Below are 16,946 nucleotides of genomic sequence, written 5' to 3' on the forward strand. Positions count from 1 at the left end.
ACGCTGCAATGACCGCCATGACCCCGTGTCTGGACCGTTCTGGATTCCTGCCCCGCCTGTCCTCTCATCACCTGTCGCGGGCTCGCTTGACCGAGCCGCTACTGACCTCAACGGCCCGGGTGAAATTACTCTGCGCCCCCGCCGGCAGCGGCAAGAGTGCGCTGCTCGCCGAGTGCCTGTTGCGGGCGCCATCCCAGTGCGGGGTGCATTGGCTGCCCTTGTCTGGCGTGGTGTCGAGCGCGGCCGATTTTCGTCATCGTCTGGCACAGGTGCTGGGGTTAACCTCGTCGGGTGAAACCGAATTGCTGAGCAATCTGGCGCGATTGCAGACGCCGACTTGGCTGTTCCTCGATGACTACTGCCGTCTGCCGAACCCGGAGCTGGACTCGTTGCTGGATCGCATGTTGGCGATCGGCAGCCCGATGCTGACCTGGTGGCTCGGCACTCGTCGCCGGCCGCAATGCAACTGGCCACGGCTGTTGCTTGATGATGAATTGTACGAATGCGAGAGCGCTTCGCTGGCTTTTACTTCAGGTGAAGTGGAGCAGCTGTTGCGTCCCTGGGTGCCGGATCAGGCCAACAAGGTGGCCAGTCGGGTCATCCAGCGCACCGGCGGCTGGTGTGCCGGTGTGCGGATCGCGCTGTTGCAGAAGTGCGACTGGTCGCGTCAGGACAACCTCCAGGGACGGGCGGACACCTTGCTCGATTATCTGGAGCACGAGTTGTTCAGCTCGCTGACGCCTGAGTTGAGCGAGGCCTGGCGCGTGCTGGCCCACTTGCCACGCTTCAATGCCCGACTGTGTGATCACCTGTTTGGGGCCGGGGAGGGCGCGCAGTACCTGAGGACCTTGCAAGCACTGGGTTGTTTTATCGAACCCTGGCGCGACTCCACCGACTGGCTGCAGGTGTTCACCCCGTTCACCCAATTGCTGCGCGATGAGCAATGGCCGGCCGGACGCTCCTGGCATCGGCGGGCTTGCCAGTGGTTCTGCGCCGAGCAGGACTGGAAATCAGCCTTCGAACAAGCATTGCTCGCCGAGGAATACGAAGTGGCGGTCAGCCTGTTGCAGCACTTCAGTTTCGAGCAGTTGTTCGAGGAGCAGACGGTGGTGCTGTTGTTGCGTTTGCACGAGCAGCAAGGCGAGGAACTGACACTGGGCAGTCCGCAGTTGGTCGGATTGATTACCGCCGCCTTGTTGTTCGCCGGACGTTTCGAACAGGCGACCACCTGCATCGCTCGTTTGGCGCATTTCACGCCGCAACCCTCGGCCGTGCTTCAGCGTCGATTGATTGCCCGCTGGCAGTCCCTGCAGGGTTGGCTACTGCATTTGCAGGGGCGCATGGAGCCTTCTCGCGCGCACTTTCTTGACGCGTTGAGCGCACTCGATCCCGACTGTTGGACGGCGCGGTTGATGTGTTTGTCGGGGCTGACGCAACAGGCGTTGTTAAGGGGCGAACTCGACGTCGCACAAGCCCATAACCGTGAGGCCTTGTGCCTGGCGCGGGCGCAAGGTTCGCTGGTGTTCGAGGGCTTGATGGAACTCGATCATGCGCAGTTGCTGGAGCAACGGGGCGCGGCGTTACGGGCCGAAAGCCTGCTGTGTGACATCAATGAACTGCTCAGTCAGCGTTCGGACCGACCTGCTCCCTTGCTGGGACGAATTGCGTTGCGTCGTGGGCGGCTGGCCATGAGTCTGGGGGCAGACGAACACGCCGCCGAACTCTTTCAGACGGGGCTGGACGATTGCTTGCACAACCATGACAAGCGCGTGCTGTATGGGTTTCTCGGTCTGGCGCAACTGGCGGCCAATCATCGAAATTATGCGGCGGCGTTTGTTCATCTGCGCGACGCTGAACGATTGATGCAGCAGCGGCAGATTCCCGAAACGGTTTATCGGGGTGTACTGCTGCAAATCAGCAGCCATATCTGGTTGCAGCAGGGGCGCCCCGAGTTGGCCTGCGAAGCCTTGAGTCGGGTGCTCCGTCATTATCATGGCTCCCCCGTGCGGCAGGCACCGCCAGCGACACTAGAGCTGATACCGGTTCTGGAATACCTGTTGATACTGGCCGAGGTTCATCTAGGACTGGCCCAAGCGCCGTTAGCCCGGCTCGAGGCCCAGTTGCAATGGGCGCGACAGCGAGGCATGTCGCGACTACAAGCACAGTTGCATTTGGTCATGGCCGAAGTGGCCTGGTTGATCGACGACCCTTCTGCTCAGCAGTCGTTGCAGGACGGATTGGCCCTGGTTGAGCGCTGCAACCTCCAACAAGTCTTGTGCGATTTGCAACTACGCCAGCCTGAATTACTTGGCGCAATCCGTCTTGCCACAACGGGAACCCCTTTGAATGGGGAGACCTTCCCACAAAGTCAATTGAGTCTGCGTGAAATAGAAGTATTGAAGTTAGTGGCGCAGGGTAATTCCAATCAACAGATTGCCGATCTTCTATTTATTTCATTGCACACCGTTAAAACCCATGCGCGGAGAATTAATGTGAAGTTGGGGGTGGAGCGAAGAACTCAGGCGGTTGCTCAGGCAAAGTTGTTGGGGATGCTCGGTTAGTGTTGGGTTTTCTTTGTATGGGTTCGGCTTCTGATAACGATCAATCGGCCAGGGCGGGTGGCTGATACCCCATCCGCCAACTCACGGCCCGGGTCGCCGCCAGCAAGCGCTGTGCCGCCGGGCCGTTTTCGTCAGCGTGGAACAACGAGGTTGGGCCGACGATAGTCATCACTGCCGCCACCTGGCCGACAGCGTTGAACACCGGAGCCGACAACGCGTCCACGCCGGGCATCAGCAAACCGTGCACATGATGCAAACCGCGTTCGCGGATCTGTTCGCATAGGGTGGCATAGGCTTTTTCGTCGGCCAGGGGATGGGCATCGACAGTGATTTCCTGTTCGCGCAATTCATCGGTTTCCCGATGTGGCAGGTAGGCACTGAACACCAGCCCTGTCGACGAACTGAGCAACGGCAACACCGAGCCCAATTGCGTGACCACCGTCACCGCTCGCACCGCCGGCTCGATGTGCACCACCGTCGCGCCCTGATTACCCCACACCGCCAAAAAACAGGTTTCGTTCAGATCGTCGCGCAGTTCGGCCAAGGGCAGGGCGGCGACTTTCAGCACGTCCATACTGTTCAGGGCAGCCAGGCCGACCCTAAGCGCTTCACGACCGAGGCCGTAATGGTTGGTGGCCGCGTTCTGCTCGGCAAAACCGCTGGCGATCAACGCCTGTAGATAACGGTGAACCTTGCTCGCCGGCATCTGCACGTGTTCGGCCAAGCGCGACAACGAGGTCGAGGGCGACAGCTCGGCGAGGGCCTTGAGGATGTCGGTGCCGACTTCGGCCGAGCGGACTTTCTGTTTACCGTTGCTTTCGCTGGTCATGGAGGCGGTGTGATCCCGGGACGAATGGGCGTCTTTATAGCTTGACGGTCAATACCAATCAAATTACGTTATGCGTAATTGAATTACGATAAAAATAACCCGGGCGTGCCAAGACCTCATCGCAGAGCAACTGGCCATTGCCTACTCCCGTTCAGGAGGCTCCATGAACCTCGATTCAACGGCGCCAGCGCTGGCTTATCAGTCAGGCTTTGGCAACGAATTCAGCAGCGAAGCGTTGCCCGGCGCACTGCCCGTCGGCCAGAACTCCCCGCAAAAAGCCCCTTACGGCCTGTACACCGAGCTGTTCTCCGGCACTGCGTTCACCATGGCCCGCAGCGAAGCACGCCGGACCTGGATGTACCGCATTCAGCCGTCGGCCAATCACCCGGCATTCGTCAAACTGGATCGGCAACTGGCCGGTGGTCCGTTGGGTGAAGTGACCCCCAATCGCCTGCGCTGGAACCCCTTGGACATTCCGACCGAGCCCACCGATTTCATCGACGGGCTGGTGAGCATGGTCGCCAATTCGGGCGCGGATAAACCGGCCGGGATCAGCATCTATAACTACCGCGCCAACCGTTCCATGGAGCGGGTGTTCTTCAACGCCGACGGCGAACTGCTGCTGGTACCGGAACTGGGCCGCCTGCGCATCGCCACCGAACTGGGCGTGCTGGAACTGGAGCCGCTGGAAATCGCCGTGCTGCCTCGCGGGCTGAAATTCCGCATCGAACTGCTCGACCCGCAAGCGCGGGGCTACGTGGCCGAAAACCACGGTGCGCCACTGCGCCTGCCGGACCTGGGGCCGATCGGCAGCAACGGTCTGGCCAACCCCCGCGACTTCCTGACCCCGGTGGCGCATTACGAAAACCTCAAGCAACCGACCACCCTGGTGCAGAAATTCCTCGGCCAGTTGTGGGGCTGCGAGCTCGATCATTCGCCGCTGAACGTGGTCGCCTGGCACGGCAATAACGTGCCGTACAAATATGACCTGCGTCGCTTCAACACCATTGGCACGGTGAGTTTCGATCATCCGGATCCGTCGATTTTCACCGTCCTGACCTCGCCGACCAGCGTGCACGGTCTGGCCAACCTCGACTTTGTGATCTTCCCGCCACGCTGGATGGTGGCCGAGAAAACCTTCCGTCCGCCGTGGTTCCACCGCAACCTGATGAACGAATACATGGGTCTGATCAAGGGCGAGTACGATGCCAAGGCCGAAGGTTTCGTGCCGGGCGGCGCCTCGTTGCATAGCTGCATGAGTGCTCACGGCCCCGATGGCGAGACCTGCACCAAGGCGATCAACGCTGAACTGGCGCCGGCTAAAATCGACAACACCATGGCTTTCATGTTTGAGACCAGCCAGGTGCTGCGCCCGAGCCGGTTCGCCCTGGATTGCCCACAGCTGCAAAACGATTACGACGCCTGCTGGGCCTCGTTGCCCGCCACTTTCGACCCGACCCGGAGATAACCCATGACTCAGACTTCCATTACTCGTAGCTGGGTTGCCTCCGCCAACGGCCACGCGGATTTCCCGCTGCAAAACCTGCCGCTGGGCGTGTTCAGCGTGAAGGGCGGCGCGCCGCGCAGTGGCGTGGCGATCGGCGACCATATCTTTGATCTGGGAGCGGCACTCGATGCCGGGCTGTTCGACGACGGTGCCGCGCGGACCGCCGTCGAAGCCACCCGTGGCGGCCAGCTGAATGCGTTTTTCGAGCTGGGTCGGGAGGCTCGCGTCGCCCTGCGTGAACGCTTGATCGAGTTGTTCAAGGAAGGCAGCACCCTGCACGGCAAGATCGAAGCCCAAGGCGCAAAACTGCTGCCGCTGGCGGCGGATTGCCAGATGCACCTGCCGGCGAAGATCAACGACTACACCGACTTCTACGTCGGCATCGAGCACGCGCAGAATGTCGGCAAACTGTTCCGCCCGGACAACCCGTTGCTGCCGAACTACAAGTACGTGCCGATTGGTTACCACGGCCGCGCCTCGACCATTCGTCCGTCCGGCACCGACGTGCGTCGTCCGAAAGGCCAGACCCTGCCGGCCGGCCAGACCGAGCCGACGTTTGGCCCGTGCGCACGCCTGGATTACGAACTGGAATTGGGTATCTGGATTGGCCCGGGCAATGCCATGGGCGACTCGATTGCCATCGGTGACGCCGCCGATCACATCGCCGGTTTCTGCCTGCTCAACGACTGGTCGGCGCGCGATATCCAGGCCTGGGAATACCAGCCGCTGGGGCCGTTCCTGTCCAAGAGTTTCATTACCAGCATTTCGCCGTGGGTGGTGACGGCCGAAGCGCTGGAGCCGTTCCGTCGTGCGCAGCCGGCGCGCCCTGAAGGCGACCCGCAGCCGCTGCCTTACCTGTTCGACAAACGTGATCAGGCCGCCGGTGCCTTCGACATCGAACTCGAAGTGCTGCTGCTGACCGAGTCGATGCGCGAACAGAATCTGCCGGCCCATCGCCTGACCCTCAGCAATACCCAACACATGTACTGGACCGTTGCGCAAATGGTGGCGCATCACAGCGTCAATGGCTGCCAGTTGCAGGCCGGCGACCTATTCGGTTCGGGCACGTTGTCCGGCCCTGAAAGCGGTCAGTTCGGCAGCCTGCTGGAAATCACCGAGGGCGGTAAAAAACCGATCGAACTGGCCTCGGGCGAGGTGCGTAAATTCCTCGAGGATGGCGACGAAATCATCCTGCGGGCACGTTGCAGCCGTGAGGGTTTTGCTTCCATCGGTTTCGGTGAATGCCGCGGCAAAGTACTGCCGGCGCGCTAAGAGGATCGGCCCATGGAACTCTATACCTATTACCGTTCGACCTCGTCCTTCCGGGTGCGCATTGCACTGGCGTTGAAGGGACTGGATTACCAGGCACTGCCGATCAACCTGATCGCGCCGCAGGGGGGCGAACATCGCCAGCCGGCGTATCTGGGCATCAACCCGCAAGGCCGGGTGCCGGCCTTGCGCACTGACGAAGGTGAATTGCTGATTCAGTCACCGGCGATCATCGAGTACCTGGAGGAACGTTATCCACAGGTGCCGCTGCTGTCCAAAGACCTCGCCGCCCGCGCCCATGAGCGTGGCGTGGCGGCGGTGATCGGCTGCGACGTTCACCCGCTGCATAACGTCAGCGTGCTCAATAAGTTGCGGCAGTTGGGGCACGATGAGCCGCAAGTGGTCGAGTGGATCGGTCACTGGATCAGCCAAGGGTTGGCGACGGTGGAGCAATTGATCGGTGACGCCGGTTATTGCTTCGGCGATCAACCGGGGCTGGCGGACGTTTATTTGATCCCGCAGCTGTATGCGGCCGAGCGGTTCAATATTTCACTGGACGCTTATCCGCGAATTCGTCGAGTGGCGGCGTTGGCGGCGCAGCATCCGGCGTTCATCAAGGCGCATCCGGCCAACCAGCCCGATACCCCTTGATGGCTTCACATTGACCCCTGTGGGATCAGTGGACGATGGCGTTGGGCGGCAAGTGCCCCAACCGTTCGGTCAGGCGAATCCGCTGGATCGGGTCGTCGCAGAGCAGCAGCGCGTGTTCCAGGTCAAAACGCTCGGCATTCGGGCAGTCCAGCCGTTGATAGAGGCTGGCCCGGGCCAGGTAGTCGGAGGCGTTGGCGTTGCCCAGCTCCAGCACGCGCTCGGCGTCGATCAAGGCGTCGATGTAGTCATCGTTCGTGAGGTACAACTGACGCAGGTTGCGTGACAGCCGTTGCAGCATCTGCGCAGGTTCCGCAGTCTGCAAATGCTCGGCGCTGAGCGGTATGTTCGGGCCGTACTGGCGTTGCAGCAGTTCACGACAATCGTTGGGGTACAACCGGCGCCCGCCGCACGGGTCGAGCAGGTGATCGGCGCCTTGCACCCGCAGTAGGAAATGCCCGGGGAAGTTGACCCCGACCATGGGAATCTCCAGTCTTCTGGCCAGCTCCAGTGCAATCAGGGCCAGCGCCAGCGGCTGGCCGCGCCGGCGTTCCAGCACTTTATGGAGCAATGCCACTTGCGGGCGCAAGGGCGTGAAGTCGTCCTGGGCGAACCCCAGGTCATTCATGCGCCGCAACAACGGTTGCGCCAACTCATTTACCGGCAGCATCGGCAACCCGTAGCTGACCTGCTGTTGCAGATCCTTGAAGTCCGCCAGCACGGTCTCAATATTCAGCTCTTTATCGTGTTCGGCGGCGATCCACAGCGCCGCTTCGAACAGCGCGGGCGGTGATCGTTGCAGACAGTCGAAAAAGCGTTGGCGCGGGGTCATCGAAATCTCCGGGGAATGCCTCGTTTTAGCCCCGTCGCAGGCTTTCGTCCAGTGCTGAACACAGGCCGTAACAGGTTATGTCCGAAAACCTTTAAAGCGGCGCTGCTTATTCCTGTGCGCTTCTGCAATTTTTGTGCGCAAGCCTATACTGGCGACTACAAGAAGTGATTCGGGAGCCCTACGATGTTCGCTCTCATGCAAAGCACTCGCCTTGAATCGCTGCACCTGAGCGTCGATCCGGTCACCGGGTTGAAGGCGGTGATTGCCATCCATAACAGCCGCCTGGGACCTGCCCTGGGCGGATGTCGTTACCTTGCCTACCCCAGCGATGAATCCGCGATCGAGGATGCCGTGCGCCTCGCCCAAGGCATGAGTTACAAGGCGGCCCTGGCTGGCCTGGCTCAGGGCGGTGGCGTTGCGGTGATTATTCGCCCGGCCCATGTGGAAAACCGCGCCGCTGTATTCGAAGCGTTCGGGCGCTGGATCAATCAGCTCGACGGTCGCTACATCACCGCCATCGACGCCGGCACCTCGGTGGCGGACATGGACTGCATCGCCCAACATACGCAATTCGTCACCAGCACCACCGCTGCGGGGGACCCAGCACCGCATGCCGCCATGGGCGTATTCGCCGGCATTCGCAGCACCGCCATGGCCCGCTTGGGCAGCGATAATCTGGAAGGGCTGCGCATTGCCGTTCAAGGCCTGGGCAATGTTGGTTATGCCCTGGCCGAACAGCTGCACGCGGCTGGCGCCGAGCTGCTGGTCAGCGACATCGATCACGGCAAAGTACAACTGGCCATGGAGCAGTTGGGCGCTCATCCGATCGCCAACGAAGCGCTGCTCAGCACCCCTTGCGACATTCTCGCGCCTTGTGGCTTGGGCGGTGTGCTTAACAGGACCAGCGTGACGCAGTTGCGCTGCTCGGCGGTCGCAGGTTCGGCAAACAATCAACTGACCCATCTGGAAGTCGCCGATCAGCTGGAACGCCGGGGCATTCTGTATGCGCCGGATTACGTGATCAACGCCGGCGGGCTGATCTACGTGTCGCTCAAACACCGTGGGGAAGAGCTGACGACCATCACCGCGCACCTGTCGAAAATCAGTTCACGGCTGACCGAAGTCTTCGCCCATGCCCAGGCGGAAAAACGTTCTCCGGCCAGGGTCGCGGATGAGTTGGCGGAGAAAGTGTTGTACCGGTGATGCTGTACCGGTGAAAAGTTTTGAACCGATGAAGGAGTGAGTGCTTATCCGGCCAACTTGCTCCCCAAGCCCTGCGCCACAAACGTCGGGCCTGATAATCGCACGCCGACCCCGCGTGCCAGGAGCCCTGTGATGCTTCACAAGGTTGAGCTGCCCTACACCCGTTTTTTATCCCCTGACGGCCAGGTGCTCTGCGATCTCCCTCCCTGGGCCGACGACTTCAATCTGTTGACGCGCTTGTATCGGCAGATGGTCATGACCCGCCTTTTTGACCAGAAAGCGGTCGCCCTGCAACGCACCGGGCGCATCGGCACCTATGCGCCGACTTTGGGCCAGGAAGCCATTGGCGTTGCGGTCGGCAGCCTGATGCACGCCGAAGACGTGCTGATCCCGTATTACCGCGACACCGCCGTGCAACTGATGCGTGGCGTGCGCATGGAAGAAATCCTGTTGTATTGGGGCGGCGATGAGCGTGGCAGCGACTTTGTCGACCCGGCGGTGGCGCAGGATTTCCCGATCTGTGTGCCGATCGCCACCCAGGCCCTGCATGCCTGCGGTGTTGCCAGCGCATTCAAGATCCGTGGCGAGCATCGGGTCGCCGTCACCACTTGCGGCGATGGCGGCACCAGCAAAGGTGATTTTCTCGAGGCCCTCAATGTCGCTGGCGCTTGGCAGTTGCCGGTGGTGTTCATGGTCAACAACAACCAATGGGCGATCTCGGTACCGCGACGCATTCAGTGCGGCGCTCCCACGTTGGCGCAGAAAGCCATTGGCGCCGGGTTCCACGGCGAGCAGGTCGACGGCAATGACATACTCGCCGTGTATGACCGCGTGCAAGCGGCCCTCGAACGGGCGCGCCACGGCAAAGGCCCGGTGTTGCTCGAATGCCTGAGCTATCGCCTCGGCGATCACACCACGGCCGACGATGCCACACGCTACCGCTCGGCGGACGAGGTCAAGCAGGCCTGGCTCGAAGAACCGATCAAACGTCTGCAGCGTTTCATGGTCGGGCAGGGCGTGTGGGATGAAAGTCGCGAGCAGGCGCTGATCAGCGAATGCCAGGGGTTGGTGCAGGTTGCTGTGGATAACTTCGAAGCGGCGGGCCTGCAGGCGCCGGCATCAGTGGTCGATCATGTCTACGCCCAGTGGCCACAAGCCTTGGCCGAGCAGCGTGAAGACTTCCTCGAACGAGTGGCGCGCCGGACGGGAGGTTCGGGCCATGAGTAACGGTAAGGTAACGCTGCTGGAGGCTGTGAATCTGGCGTTGCATCGGGCCATGCGCGAGGACGAGAACGTTATCGTCCTCGGTGAAGACGTCGGGGTGAACGGTGGCGTGTTTCGCGCCACGCTGGGCCTGCGCGACAGCTTTGGTTTCAAGCGGGTAATCGATTCGCCGCTGGCCGAAACCATGATCAGCGGGCTGGCAGTGGGCATGGCGGCCCAAGGCCTGAAACCGGTGGTGGAAATCCAGTTCATGGGGTTTATCTACGCCACCATGGAGCACCTGGTGTCCCACGCCAGCCGCCTGCGCAACCGCACGCGCGGACGGCTCACTTGCCCGATGGTGCTGCGCTCGCCGATGGGCGCAGGGATTCGTGCGCCGGAACATCACAGCGAAAGCACCGAAGCACTGTTCGCGCACATTCCGGGGTTGCGGGTGGTGATCCCGTCCTCGCCGGCCCGGGCCTATGGTTTGTTGCTCGCGGCCATCGACGACCCGGACCCGGTGATCTTTCTCGAACCGACCCGACTCTATCGCATGAACCCGCAACCGTTGTTGGATGACGGTAAACGCTTGCCGCTGGACAGCTGCTTCACCCTGCGCGAAGGCAGCGACATCACCTTGATCAGTTGGGGCGCCAGTGTGATGGAAACCCTGCAAGCTGCCACGGCGTTGGCCGAGCAGGGTATCTCGGCGGAAGTGATCGATGTCGCCAGTATCAAACCGTTGGACCTCGACACGATGGAGGCCTCGGTGCGCAAGACCGGTCGCTGCGTGATCGTGCATGAGGCGCCGCGCTCCTGCGGGGTCGGCGCGGAAATCGCCGCCAGTCTCTACGAACGGGTGTTTCTACAGTTGCAGGCACCGATCCAGCGAGTCACCGCGCCGGACATTCCGCCACCGCTGTATCGACTGGAATCGCTGTACATGCCTGGCGTCGAGGACATTCTTCACGCCTGTGACACCGTGTTGCGCCACGCCTGAAGAAGCCCTTGAAGAAACGCCAGAGGCCGAGGAGGTTGCGATGAAATATTTCAAACTGCCGGATCTGGGCGAAGGCTTGCAGGAGGCGGAAATCGTCCGCTGGCACGTCAAGGTCGGCGATACCGTCAAGGCTGACCAATTGCTGGTGTCGGTGGAAACCGCCAAGGCGCTGGTGGACATTCCCGCGCCTTACGACGGCGTGGTGGCGAAAACCTTCGGCGGCGAGGGCGACATCCTGCATGTGGGGGAGCCGTTGCTCGGTTACGAAGGCGAAGCGGATGCGGGCACCGTGGTCGGACGGCTTGAGGGCGGCGGCACGAATCAGGAGGATGCCTTTTTTATCGGCACCGCACCTTCGACCCGCGAATACCTGGCGAACCGCGCCACGCCGGCGGTGCGTCAATTGGCGCGACAATTGGGCGTTGAACTGAGCGCCTTGGTCGGCTCCGGCCAGGACGGTCAGATCACCCGCAGCGATGTGGAAAATGCGGCCCAGACGGAGCGTGAGCGTTTCGGCGGTGAGAAGCTGCGCGGTGTGCGGCGCAGCATGGCGCTGAACATGGCCAGGTCCCATGCCGAAGTGGTGCCGGTGACGATTTTCGGCGATGCCGATCTGCATCGCTGGGGGCAGGCGCGAGAACCACTGATTCGTCTGGCCAAAGCCATGGCAGCGGCCTGTGCGGTGGAGCCGGTACTCAACAGCGGCTTCGATGGCAAAACCCTTTCGCTCAAACAACACGAACGGCTCGACCTGGGCATCGCCGTGGATACGCCGGACGGTTTGTTCGTGCCGGTGCTGCGCGATGTCGGCAATCGCACGTCGGCGGATTTAAAGGAAGGTGTGATGCGCCTGCGCGCTGATGTGCAGGCGCGCTCGATTCCGCCCAAGGAGATGATGGGCGCGACCCTGACCCTGTCGAATTTCGGCACCTTGTTCGGTCGCTACGCCAACCCGGTGGTGGTGCCGCCGCAAGTGGCGATCCTCGCCGCCGGGGCGATCCGCGATGAACCGGTGGCGGTCGAGGGGGCGGTGGCGGTGCATCCGATCCTGCCGCTGTCCCTGACCTTCGATCACCGCGTGGTCACCGGCGGCGAAGCGGCGCGGTTTTTCAAGGCGTTGGTCGACGCACTGGAGCAACCTGACGCCTGATTTTCTGCGGGCATGAAAAAGGCCCTGAGCCATTGGACTCAGGGCCTATTCAATTCGGGTATTGCTTACTTCGGCGTCTTGGCGGCTTTGGCTGGCTTGGTCGGCTCAGCTTGCTCCACTTCAACAGGTGCAGCCACTTCAACAGGTTTAGCGACTTCAGCCGGCACGTTGAGCAATTCGGACAGTGCGTCCGGCTGGCTCTTGAACGCCTTGGCGAACACATCGCGGTTTTTCGCCATGTAGATCCCGGCTTCTTCCACTTGCTGTTCGGTCAGGGACGGAACGGCTTTTTGCAACACTTCAGCCAGCAATTCGGCCAGTTCGAGCATTTTGTCATGACGGTCAGCTTCGGCTTTATCCATGAACAAGCGCTCCAGATCTCGGCTGCTGCGGTATACCACTTCGACGGCCATTCACCACCTCACATGCCTTCACATTTAGTTGTCTTTGCGACTACTGTATCTATATACAGCGAAAAGGATAAGCGAATCCCTGAGCTTTGGGTAGTGGCTTTTTAATGTAGACCGGATTCGGGGTTTGTCAGGTGAACGGTGGCGCTCCATTCGCGGCTACAGGTTTGGTGTTGACCTGCGACCAAACGCCACGGAGCGTGTTTTAAAGCACCTCGCCATCATGTGGCAGGCAACCCCTGGCCTTTTTTCTGCATGCAGAACAACCGTCACGTCCAACCCGCATCATCCGCTCGAACCGAGCTAAGGAACAATCATCGTGAAAATCAACTGGGCCGAGAACCTGCGGCAGAACGTGCATCAACTGGCCGAGTCCCTGGGCAACCTGTTCGTCGAGACCTTCCACTACCTGGCGCTGTTCGCCATCGGTGCGGTGACTGCCTGGGCGGCGGTCATGGAGTTCATCGGGATGCTGGAACAGGGGCACATCAAGATCGATGACATCCTGTTGCTGTTCATCTACCTGGAACTGGGGGCGATGGTCGGGATTTACTTCAAGACCAACCATATGCCGGTGCGGTTCCTGATCTACGTGGCGATCACCGCGCTGACACGGCTGCTGATCTCCAACGTCTCGCACCACAATCCGCCGGACCTGGGGATCATCTACCTGTGCGGCGGGATCCTGCTGCTGGCGTTTTCGATTCTGGTGGTGCGTTACGCCTCGTCGCAATTTCCTTCGGTGAAGATCGAACACCCGCAGCGCAAGATCGGTGCGGGTTCCGGTGAGCATCCCGAAGTGGAGAAGGGCGAGCTTTAAAACCCGATTTCAGGTCGGGGCCGGGCTTTGGCCTGTGGCGGCGGCAGCTTACGGTTGTCGCCGTCGGTCATGGCTTCGAGGATGGCCACGGCACATTCACCCTGTTCGATGGCGATGCCGAACTGAATGCTTTGTACCAGGCGTTTGAGGCGCTTGGGGTCATTGCGTTGTTCGGCGCTGATCATCCGTTTGGCCACCACGCGGCCAGCGTTGGAGAGGGTCAGCATGATGCTGCCGTCCAGGCCCTGGATGCTCAGGTTGATTTGATAATCCGCTGCAAAAGCATCGGTAATGAGCTGAAAAGGGTTGTCCATAATGCGTCACCGCCTGATTGAACGTGCAGTTGTTGACGGCCATGATCGGGATTAGTTCGCAATACCAGACCACCGGCCTTCCATGTTCATGCGCTTTCTTCCGTGCCGCACAAGGGAGATAGCAAGGGGCATGCCGGAAAAACTGTCGGACAATGTTTACGGCAAAAAAACGGCGGGCACTCTGGCCCGCCTTCTTTTTGCCTGCCCGTTTCAGGGCATAAATGAATAGATGATCGCAGACAGTGCAATCAGACCGACCAACACCACGAACACGTTGGAGGCCTGGCCCGAGTACTGGCGCAAGGCCGGCACACGGCGGATGGCGTACATCGGCATCAGGAACAACAGGCAGGCGATGATCGGCCCGCCGAGGGTTTCGATCATGCCCAGGATGCTCGGGTTGAAGGTCGCCACGGCCCAGCAACTGAGGATCATGAACAGCGCAGTGAGGCGGTTCAGCCAGCCGGCAGAGACGACTCGACCACGGCCACGCAGGCTTTTCACGATCAGGCCCTGAAAGCCTTCGCTGGCGCCGATGTAATGGCCCAGGAAGGATTTGGTGATTGCCACCAGCGCAATCAGCGGCGCGGCGTAAGCGATGACCGGTGTCTGGAAGTGGTTGGCCAGGTACGACAGGATCGAAATGTTCTGCGCCTTCGCCGCGGCCAAATCAGCCGGGGACAACGCCAGCACGCAGCTGAAGCAAAAGAACATAACCGTGACGACCATCATGGCGTGAGCGATCGCCAGAATGCCGCTGCTTTTGCGTTCGGCTTGCTTGCCGTAACGCTGCTTCTGATCGACGGCGAAGGCGGAAATGATCGGCGAATGGTTGAACGAGAACACCATCACCGGGATCGCCAGCCACAAGGTCTTGAAGAACAGCGGCAACGGCATGCCCTCGCTGGCGGTGGCGAAGAATGCGCCGTTCCAGTTCGGGATCAGGCTGACACCGAGCAGCAGCAAGGCTGCGACGAACGGGTAAACCAGCACGCTCATGCATTTGACGATGACGCCCTGGCCACAACGGACGATGGCCATCAGGCCGAGAATCAGCCCCAGTGACAGGATCGCCCGAGGCGGTGGCGTCATGTGCAACTGGTGCTCCATGAGGCTGCTCAGGGTATTGGTCAGCGCTACGCTGTACACCAGCAGAATCGGGAAAATCGCGAAGAAATACAGCAGCGTGATCAGCTTGCCGGCACCGATGCCGAAGTGTTCTTCCACCACTTCAGTGATGTCCCCGGAACGGCCGGACAACACGAAACGAGTCAGGCCGCGGTGAGCAAAGAATGTCATCGGAAATGCCAACACTGCCAGGATCAGCAGCGGCCAGAAACCACCCACGCCGGCGTTGATCGGCAAAAACAGCGTGCCGGCGCCAATTGCTGTGCCATAGAGGCCAAGCATCCAGGTGGTATCGTGTTTACTCCAGCCTTTGTGGGTTATTTCGTTATTGCGTGTGAGGTCTACAGCGGGATTATCGGCAGCAGGTGTACGTGTTTCGGTCATCGTTTTCGCCTCGTTATTGTTTTTACTCGGGCTCACGGCGGGCAGACCGTTTGAAACTACTGCGCTCGACAATCTTGCGTTAAAAACAGGCTCGGAATGCTCATTTACAGCCAGTAAACTCCGCTTCCTCGCCTGTTTTTGCCTTGTCTTGTCTTCGCTCGCTACGTTTCAAACGGCCTGCCGGGACGGTCAGGAAATGCTCCTCAGCACTCCACCCAGCTAACAGCCAGGCCGCCCCGTGAAGTTTCTTTGTATTTGTCGTGCATGTCGGCGCCGGTATCGCGCATGGTGCGGATCACCCGGTCCAGGGAAATGAAGTGTTTGCCGTCACCGCGCAGGGCCATTTGCGTGGCGTTGATCGCCTTCACCGCGGCAATCGCGTTGCGCTCGATGCACGGCACTTGCACCAGACCGCCGACCGGGTCGCAGGTCAGGCCGAGGTTGTGTTCCAGGCCGATTTCAGCGGCGTTTTCCAGTTGTTCCGGGGTGGCGCCGAGCACGTCGGCCAAACCGGCGGCGGCCATGGCACAGGCGGAACCGACCTCACCCTGGCAGCCGACTTCGGCGCCAGAGATCGAGGCGTTTTTCTTACAGAGAATGCCTACGGCGGCCGCGCCCAAAAAGAACGCCGCGACGTCATCGTCCGACGCGTCCGGGTTGAATTTCATGTAGTAGTGCAGCACGGCCGGAATGATCCCCGCCGCCCCGTTTGTAGGTGCGGTGACCATCCGTCCGCCCGCGGCGTTTTCTTCGTTCACGGCGAGGGCGAACAGGTTCACCCACTCCATGGCAGACAGGGTGGAGCTGATGACGTTCGGTTTGCCGATTTCCAACAGGCTGCGATGCAATTTCGCGGCGCGGCGCGGAACATTCAGACCGCCGGGAAGGATGCCTTCGTGACGCAAGCCTTGCTCGACGCACTCGCGCATCACCGACCAGATGTGCAACAGGCCCTGACGGACTTCGGCTTCGCTGCGCCAGGCCAATTCATTGGCCATCATCAATTCGGACACCCGCAGACCGTGCTGTTTGCAGAGCTTGAGCAATTCGGCGGCGCTGGAAAAATCGTACGGCAGCACGACGTCGCTGGCCGGCGCAACGCCGGACTCGGCTTCGGCCGCGTCGATGATGAAACCGCCGCCCACCGAGTAGTACGTCTGCTCGAACAGCTCACCGGTTTCGCCGAAGGCTGTCAGGGACATGGCGTTAGGGTGGTAGGGCAGGCTCTCGTCGAGCAGCAGGAGATCGTGCTGCCAGTTGAAGGCGATGGTCGCTTTGCCGGCCAGGGACAGCTTGCCGGTTTCCCGCAGGTGCTGGATGCGCGAATCGATGGTGGTCGGGTCGATGCTATCCGGCCATTCGCCCATCAGGCCCATGACACAGGCGCGGTCGGTGGCATGGCCGACGCCGGTGGCTGAAAGCGAACCGAAAAGGCGGATTTCTACCCGACGTACGGCGGCCAGTAAATTCTGGTCAATCAGTGCTTGGGCAAAGGTCGCTGCAGCGCGCATCGGGCCGACGGTGTGGGAACTGGACGGACCGATGCCGACTTTGAAGAGATCGAAAACACTGATAGCCATGCTAAAGCCTATACAAGCAATGGAAGAGAAATCGCCGCCATTTTTGTAGGCCAAGCGCAATGTCGGCGATACTGCCTACCTCGGTCCTACGTGACCAACGAAACT

Annotated in this window: 14 protein-coding genes and 1 pseudogene; 9 read left to right on the forward strand and 6 right to left on the reverse strand. The window is 60.8% G+C overall.

All coding sequences use genetic code 11. The features are described from left to right. Positions 1 to 8: 8 nt before the first annotated feature. Positions 9 to 2,561 (forward strand): LuxR C-terminal-related transcriptional regulator, encoded by a 2,553-nt coding sequence (locus AC1RL4_RS22845; protein WP_430954755.1) that lies wholly within the window; start codon positions 9 to 11, stop codon positions 2,559 to 2,561. 40 nt (positions 2,562 to 2,601) lie between these two features. Here the strand turns inward: AC1RL4_RS22845 and AC1RL4_RS22850 are convergent, their stop codons facing one another. Then, a complete protein-coding gene (locus AC1RL4_RS22850; protein ID WP_096479560.1) occupies positions 2,602 to 3,390 on the reverse strand; it encodes an IclR family transcriptional regulator in 789 nt (262 codons plus the stop codon). Positions 3,391 to 3,553: 163 nt separating this feature from the next. Here AC1RL4_RS22850 and hmgA point away from each other — a divergent pair, with 163 nt between their 5' ends. From hmgA to maiA, 3 genes are read left to right on the forward strand one after another with little or no spacing between them, the layout of a single operon-like run. Next, complete coding sequence (hmgA, locus tag AC1RL4_RS22855) at positions 3,554 to 4,858, forward strand: homogentisate 1,2-dioxygenase (RefSeq protein ID WP_028940310.1); 1,305 nt, start codon at positions 3,554 to 3,556, stop codon at positions 4,856 to 4,858. A gap of 3 nt (positions 4,859 to 4,861) precedes the next feature. Continuing rightward, positions 4,862 to 6,169: a fumarylacetoacetase gene (fahA, locus tag AC1RL4_RS22860; protein WP_019581139.1), complete on the forward strand. Its 1,308-nt coding sequence runs from the start codon at positions 4,862 to 4,864 to the stop codon at positions 6,167 to 6,169. Positions 6,170 to 6,181: 12 nt separating this feature from the next. Continuing rightward, a complete protein-coding gene (gene maiA, locus AC1RL4_RS22865; protein ID WP_019581138.1) occupies positions 6,182 to 6,817 on the forward strand; it encodes a maleylacetoacetate isomerase in 636 nt (211 codons plus the stop codon). Positions 6,818 to 6,842: 25 nt separating this feature from the next. Here the strand turns inward: maiA and AC1RL4_RS22870 are convergent, their stop codons facing one another. Next, positions 6,843 to 7,646, reverse strand: coding sequence for a SirB1 family protein (locus tag AC1RL4_RS22870; protein WP_230175488.1), 804 nt, complete (start codon positions 7,644 to 7,646; stop codon positions 6,843 to 6,845). Positions 7,647 to 7,829: 183 nt separating this feature from the next. Between AC1RL4_RS22870 and AC1RL4_RS22875 the strand changes: the two genes are divergently transcribed. From AC1RL4_RS22875 to AC1RL4_RS22890, 4 genes are all read left to right on the forward strand, one after another. Further along, positions 7,830 to 8,849: a Glu/Leu/Phe/Val dehydrogenase family protein gene (locus tag AC1RL4_RS22875; RefSeq protein ID WP_018927157.1), complete on the forward strand. Its 1,020-nt coding sequence runs from the start codon at positions 7,830 to 7,832 to the stop codon at positions 8,847 to 8,849. A 132-nt stretch (positions 8,850 to 8,981) separates the two neighbouring features. After that, positions 8,982 to 10,076, forward strand: a complete 1,095-nt coding sequence (pdhA, locus tag AC1RL4_RS22880; RefSeq protein ID WP_230175487.1) for a pyruvate dehydrogenase (acetyl-transferring) E1 component subunit alpha — start codon at positions 8,982 to 8,984, stop codon at positions 10,074 to 10,076. After that, complete coding sequence (locus AC1RL4_RS22885; protein WP_230175486.1) at positions 10,069 to 11,055, forward strand: alpha-ketoacid dehydrogenase subunit beta; 987 nt, start codon at positions 10,069 to 10,071, stop codon at positions 11,053 to 11,055. The genes pdhA and AC1RL4_RS22885 overlap by 8 nt, the downstream gene beginning before the upstream one ends. Positions 11,056 to 11,095: 40 nt before the next feature. Further along, positions 11,096 to 12,205, forward strand: coding sequence for a dihydrolipoamide acetyltransferase family protein (locus AC1RL4_RS22890; protein ID WP_018927154.1), 1,110 nt, complete (start codon positions 11,096 to 11,098; stop codon positions 12,203 to 12,205). A 173-nt stretch (positions 12,206 to 12,378) separates the two neighbouring features. Here the strand turns inward: AC1RL4_RS22890 and AC1RL4_RS22895 are convergent. Next, positions 12,379 to 12,618 (reverse strand): annotated as a pseudogene (locus AC1RL4_RS22895) (YebG family protein); the annotation flags it as partial. Positions 12,619 to 12,934: 316 nt separating this feature from the next. Between AC1RL4_RS22895 and AC1RL4_RS22900 the strand changes: the two are divergent. Further along, on the forward strand, positions 12,935 to 13,435 hold the full coding sequence (locus AC1RL4_RS22900) for a phosphate-starvation-inducible protein PsiE (RefSeq protein WP_018927152.1): 501 nt from the start codon (positions 12,935 to 12,937) through the stop codon (positions 13,433 to 13,435). On the opposite strand, the gene AC1RL4_RS22905 is transcribed toward AC1RL4_RS22900, so the two are convergent. The 3 genes from AC1RL4_RS22905 to AC1RL4_RS22915 all read right to left on the reverse strand — a co-directional run bounded on the left by AC1RL4_RS22905 (position 13,432) and on the right by AC1RL4_RS22915 (position 16,841). Next, a complete protein-coding gene (locus tag AC1RL4_RS22905) occupies positions 13,432 to 13,749 on the reverse strand; it encodes a DUF3509 domain-containing protein (RefSeq protein ID WP_019581133.1) in 318 nt (105 codons plus the stop codon). The two genes, AC1RL4_RS22900 and AC1RL4_RS22905, sit on opposite strands and share 4 nt — an antisense overlap. Before the next feature lie 210 nt (positions 13,750 to 13,959). After that, a complete protein-coding gene (locus tag AC1RL4_RS22910) occupies positions 13,960 to 15,261 on the reverse strand; it encodes a serine/threonine transporter (RefSeq protein ID WP_230175485.1) in 1,302 nt (433 codons plus the stop codon). 203 nt (positions 15,262 to 15,464) lie between these two features. Continuing rightward, positions 15,465 to 16,841, reverse strand: coding sequence for an L-serine ammonia-lyase (locus AC1RL4_RS22915; RefSeq protein ID WP_230175484.1), 1,377 nt, complete (start codon positions 16,839 to 16,841; stop codon positions 15,465 to 15,467). Between the last annotated feature and the right edge of the window lie 105 nt (positions 16,842 to 16,946).

Source organism: Pseudomonas sp. GW822-FHT07A10 (assembly GCF_058798795.1).

Coding starts and splice junctions, on each gene's coding strand:
- AC1RL4_RS22845 (WP_430954755.1), top strand. CDS start 9: ATGACCGCCATGACCCCGTGTCTGGACCGTTCTGGATTCCTGCCCCGC.
- AC1RL4_RS22850 (WP_096479560.1), bottom strand. CDS start 3,390: ATGACCAGCGAAAGCAACGGTAAACAGAAAGTCCGCTCGGCCGAAGTC.
- hmgA (WP_028940310.1), top strand. CDS start 3,554: ATGAACCTCGATTCAACGGCGCCAGCGCTGGCTTATCAGTCAGGCTTT.
- fahA (WP_019581139.1), top strand. CDS start 4,862: ATGACTCAGACTTCCATTACTCGTAGCTGGGTTGCCTCCGCCAACGGC.
- maiA (WP_019581138.1), top strand. CDS start 6,182: ATGGAACTCTATACCTATTACCGTTCGACCTCGTCCTTCCGGGTGCGC.
- AC1RL4_RS22870 (WP_230175488.1), bottom strand. CDS start 7,646: ATGACCCCGCGCCAACGCTTTTTCGACTGTCTGCAACGATCACCGCCC.
- AC1RL4_RS22875 (WP_018927157.1), top strand. CDS start 7,830: ATGTTCGCTCTCATGCAAAGCACTCGCCTTGAATCGCTGCACCTGAGC.
- pdhA (WP_230175487.1), top strand. CDS start 8,982: ATGCTTCACAAGGTTGAGCTGCCCTACACCCGTTTTTTATCCCCTGAC.
- AC1RL4_RS22885 (WP_230175486.1), top strand. CDS start 10,069: ATGAGTAACGGTAAGGTAACGCTGCTGGAGGCTGTGAATCTGGCGTTG.
- AC1RL4_RS22890 (WP_018927154.1), top strand. CDS start 11,096: ATGAAATATTTCAAACTGCCGGATCTGGGCGAAGGCTTGCAGGAGGCG.
- AC1RL4_RS22905 (WP_019581133.1), bottom strand. CDS start 13,749: ATGGACAACCCTTTTCAGCTCATTACCGATGCTTTTGCAGCGGATTAT.
- AC1RL4_RS22910 (WP_230175485.1), bottom strand. CDS start 15,261: ATGACCGAAACACGTACACCTGCTGCCGATAATCCCGCTGTAGACCTC.
- AC1RL4_RS22915 (WP_230175484.1), bottom strand. CDS start 16,841: ATGGCTATCAGTGTTTTCGATCTCTTCAAAGTCGGCATCGGTCCGTCC.